5 protein-coding genes are annotated in these 3,573 nt (G+C 66.3%); 2 read left to right on the top strand and 3 right to left on the bottom strand.

The features are described from left to right. Positions 1 to 96: hypothetical protein (locus VET27_RS12970; protein ID WP_526518667.1), on the bottom strand; the 96-nt coding region annotated here is incomplete at its 3' end. A 44-nt stretch (positions 97 to 140) separates the two neighbouring features. After that, positions 141 to 467, bottom strand: a complete 327-nt coding sequence (gene fdxA, locus VET27_RS12965; protein ID WP_526518663.1) for a ferredoxin — start codon at positions 465 to 467, stop codon at positions 141 to 143. A gap of 261 nt (positions 468 to 728) precedes the next feature. Between fdxA and VET27_RS12960 the strand changes: the two genes are divergently transcribed. Both VET27_RS12960 and VET27_RS12955 read left to right on the top strand, forming a co-directional pair. Beyond that, positions 729 to 1,286: a PadR family transcriptional regulator gene (locus VET27_RS12960; protein WP_526518661.1), complete on the top strand. Its 558-nt coding sequence runs from the start codon at positions 729 to 731 to the stop codon at positions 1,284 to 1,286. Next, positions 1,283 to 3,337, top strand: coding sequence for a 2,4-dienoyl-CoA reductase FMN-binding domain-containing protein (locus VET27_RS12955; protein WP_526518659.1), 2,055 nt, complete (start codon positions 1,283 to 1,285; stop codon positions 3,335 to 3,337). The genes VET27_RS12960 and VET27_RS12955 overlap by 4 nt, the downstream gene beginning before the upstream one ends. A gap of 70 nt (positions 3,338 to 3,407) precedes the next feature. Here the strand turns inward: VET27_RS12955 and VET27_RS12950 are convergent. After that, on the bottom strand, positions 3,408 to 3,573 hold a 166-nt coding region (locus tag VET27_RS12950), incomplete at its 5' end, for a YceI family protein (protein ID WP_526518665.1).

Below are 3,573 nucleotides of genomic sequence, written 5' to 3'. Positions count from 1 at the left end.
CGAGAGGTCGACGATACCGCCGGGGTGCGCCCTGGCCGTGGCCGTGACGTCGGCCAGCGTGTCCCAGGGAAAGACCGGCAGTGACGCCGAGAGCAGCCTGGGCGGGCTCAAGCCCGTCCTGCCGGTCGGCTTCGCTTCGCTCAGCTCTCCTCGCCCTGCGGCGGCATGTCCTTGATGACCTGCGGATCGTTGTCAGTCTGGCCGACCTTCGAGGCACCGCCGGGAGATCCCAGCTCGTTGAAGAAGTCCGCGTTGTACTGGGTGTAAACGTTCCACTGGTCCGGGACGTCGTCCTCGTAGTAGATGGCCTCGACCGGGCACACCGGCTCGCATGCCCCACAGTCCACGCACTCGTCGGGGTGGATGTACAGCATGCGTGCGCCCTCGTAGATGCAGTCGACGGGGCACTCTTCGATACATGCCTTGTCTTTGATGTCGACGCAGGGTTCGGCAATGGTGTACGTCACTGATGTCTCTCCTGTCCAGTGGGCTGCTGGTCGGTTGGGACCTGATTGGGAACCCCGAGAAGCCGAAGCAAGTATGCGTTGCTCATACCTAAAATGCTGTCTCAGTGTGCCCTAACTTGACGCGCCGCCCGTTACGGGTGGCGCGTGGTTACTGATACTAAACGTTGCACATATAAGTCGCCTAGTCACCTTTCGCGTGTCCTCAACCCAAGTCATGCAACTGGTTGCATAGGACCACGGGTGCCACTTACGCTGCCGGACGTGGCCCTCCCCCACGCGATACTGGTGGCGCTGAGCGAACAGGCCGGCTCTGGTTACGAGCTGGCACACCGCTTCGACCGGTCCATTGGTTACTTCTGGGCCGCCACCCATCAGCAGATCTACCGGACGCTGCGGACGATGGCGGCCGACGGCTGGGTGCATGTCGACGTCGTCGCACAGCACGGCAAGCCAGACAAGAAGGTGTACGGCGTCACCGACGGCGGCCGCGAGGAACTGGCACGCTGGATCGCCGAACCACTTACGGGAAGAGGCAGCTCCGTCACCGATTCGCGAACGCGCGACATCGCGGTGAAGATCCGCGGCGCCGCGTATGGGGACCCCGGCACGCTACGCGCCCAAGTCACCGCCCTACGCGACGAGAGGGCCCAGCTCCTCGACACCTACCTGGGTTTCGCGAAGCGGCAGTTTCCCAACCCGTCCGCGCTGGAGGGCCCGGCGATGCACCAATACCTGGTGCTGCGCGGCGGGATCCTCGCCGAGGAGGGCTCGCTTCGCTGGCTGGACGAGGTACTAGCTGCCCTGGGAGGAACTCGATGACCAACCCGTATCCGAATCTGTTGTCGCCGTTGGATCTTGGCTTCACCACTCTGCGAAACCGGGTCGTGATGGGCTCGATGCACACGGGTCTGGAGGACCGAGCGCGGGACACCGAGCGACTGGTGGCGTACTTCGCCGAGCGGGCGCGTGGCGGGGTAGGGCTCATCGTCACCGGTGGCTACGCGCCCAACCGGACCGGTTGGCTCCTGCCGTTCGCCGCGCAGATGGTGTCTTCGTCGGAAGCCCGGCGTCACCGCCGGATCACGTCGGCCGTGCACGATGAGGGCGGCAAGATCCTGCTGCAGGTCCTGCACGCGGGACGCTATGCCTACCATCCGCTTTCGGTGAGCGCGTCGTCCATCAAGGCGCCGATCAACCCGTTCCGGCCGCGCAGGCTGTCCTCGCGGGGTGTCGAGGACACCATCGCCGACTTCGTCCGCTGCGCGCTGCTGGCCCGTGACGCCGGATACGACGGCGTCGAGATCATGGGCAGCGAAGGCTATCTGCTCAACCAGTTCCTGGCGCCTCGGACGAACAAGCGGACGGATGCCTGGGGCGGCACACCCGAGAAGCGCCGTCGGATGCCCGTCGAGATCGTGCGTCGCACCCGTGAGGCCGTGGGACGCGACTTCATCATCTGCTATCGCATGTCAATGGCCGACTACGTCGACGAAGGTCAGAGCTGGGATGAGACCGTCGCGCTCGCCACCGAAGTCGAGGCTGCCGGGGCCACCATCATCAACACCGGCATCGGGTGGCACGAGGCCCGAGTGCCCACGATCGTGACGTCGGTGCCCAACGGCGCGTTCGTCGACATCAGCAATGCGATGGCCGAGCACGTGCGGATTCCAGTCGTGGCGTCCAACCGGATCAACATGCCTCAGGCGTGCGAGCAGATCCTTGCCGACGGACGTGTGCAGTTGGTGTCGATGGCACGACCGCTACTGAGCGACCCCGACTGGGTGCGCAAGGCCGCCGCCGACGCCGCCGACGAGATCAACACGTGCATCGGGTGCAACCAGGCCTGCCTGGACCACGCGTTCGTCCACAAGACCGTGTCGTGTCTGCTCAATCCGCGGGCGGGACACGAGACGAAGCTGGTACTCGGACCGACGCGACGCACCAGGCGGGTGGCCGTCGTCGGCGCCGGGCCCGCTGGCTTGTCCGCAGCGGTGACGGCGGCCGAACGCGGCCACGCCGTCACGCTGTTCGAGGCGGGCGGCGCGATCGGCGGCCAATTCGATCTGGCCAGAAGGATTCCCGGCAAGGAGGAGTTCAAAGAGACCATCCGCTACTACTCCCGGATGCTCGAGAAGCACGGCGTGGACGTGCGACTGAACATCCGCGCGGACGTGGAGGAACTCTCGGGCTTCGACGACGTCGTCCTCGCCACCGGGGTCGTGCCGCGGATGCCCGACATCCCAGGCATCGACCATCCGATGGTGCTGTCATACGCCGACGCGATCCTGGGCAGGCCGATCGGCAAGAGCGTCGCGGTGGTGGGTGCGGGCGGCATCGGGTTCGACGTCAGCGAGTTCCTGGTCACCACGCCGGCGGAGCCGGCAGATGGACTGCGGTCGCCACAACACCTCAAGGAGTGGAAGGCCGAATGGGGTGCCTTGAGTCCACACACGGCCCCGCAGGAGGCGCGCGGCGGCCTGACGACGCCCATCCCACTGCCACCGGTCAGGGAGGTCTACCTGCTGCAGCGAACCAAGGGCCCCCAGGGCCGCGGTCTGGGCAAGACGACGGGCTGGGTGCACCGGGCCTCGCTGAAGGCCAAAGGCGTGGAACAACTCTCGGGCGTGAACTATGAACGCATCGACGACGACGGCCTGCACATCAGCTTCGGCTCGGATCGCTCCGCCCCCCGCGTGCTCGCGGTCGACAACGTCGTCATCTGCGCGGGCCAGGAGTCGGTGCGTGACCTCGAAGAAGGGCTGCGCCGCAACGGGATCGAGCCGCGCGTCATCGGTGGGGCCGATGTCGCCGCGGAGATCGATGCCAAGCGCGCCATCCGCCAGGGCACGGAACTCGCCGCGAAGCTTTAGCTCGTGCGCCGAACGTGACGCCACGGCGAGAATCCGGTGGGAATCTCGCCGTGGCGTCACGTTCGCGGAACTACGCCTCGCCGACGACGGCGCCCCCGGTCTCCAGCGGCATGTCGATGTCGATGCCGAAGTCCTTGCGGTTCAGCACGACCGACGCCTCGAAGCCAGCGACCTCACCGTGGCCCATACCGGGGTTGACGCCGTTGAACTCGAGCTTGAGCTCGATCGGCTTGGTC

Origin of the sequence: Mycobacterium sp. (genome assembly GCF_035633495.1) — a bacterium.
Classification (GTDB): Bacteria; Actinomycetota; Actinomycetes; order Mycobacteriales; family Mycobacteriaceae; genus Mycobacterium.
Note: the sequence above shows the minus strand (reverse complement) of the source record. Positions and strands in the feature narration are given on the sequence as shown.